This window comes from Winogradskyella wichelsiae, assembly GCF_013403925.1.
GTDB classification, from domain to species: Bacteria; Bacteroidota; Bacteroidia; order Flavobacteriales; family Flavobacteriaceae; genus Winogradskyella; species Winogradskyella wichelsiae.
Map to the genome: position 1 here is coordinate 1 of NZ_JABFDJ010000054.1, position 552 is coordinate 552.

Consider the following 552-nt stretch of genomic DNA (forward strand, 5'->3'; position numbering starts at 1 on the left):
ACGTTGCCATTCATTGCGCGACGCACCCAAAACGAAATAAAATATTTATGAAAATAATTATTGGAGTACTCTCTTTTATAATTGGCGGAATAATTACTGTGTTATTATTTAGACCAATTATTGGTTCTTTTATAAAATCAGAAACTATTCTCGATGTTTTACATATTGCATTTAATATTTTAGTTGCAGTCCAAATCTATCGATTAGCAGTTAAACATTTTCTAAACAAAGAAAACGATTCGGATTAATCTGATATTGAAACTTGAGAAAGAATCTAAAAACTGAACTGCGTGCTGAATTTTGCTGATTGCGGAATTGAAAAATATTACGGAATAAAACGTTGACTGAATTTACTCAAACGCTAAAAATCTGAAAACGAAATTTGAACGAATAATTTGAAATCTGAAAAATCAACGAAATGGCAACAACGTGTATAATTAATTGCTTGGTTCTATCCTACTTGCGAATATTCCTGCGGAATATTCACGGGTTCGTAAATGTTTACTAACTTAGTTGCTTAACCACGCAACTAACCATACACAAAACCGTTGT

Annotated in this window: 1 protein-coding gene; it reads left to right on the plus strand. The window is 31.3% G+C overall.

The window, feature by feature from the left end:
- Positions 1 to 248: hypothetical protein (locus HM985_RS17145; RefSeq protein ID WP_218843440.1), on the plus strand; the 248-nt coding region annotated here is incomplete at its 5' end.
- Positions 249 to 552: the final 304 nt, after the last annotated feature.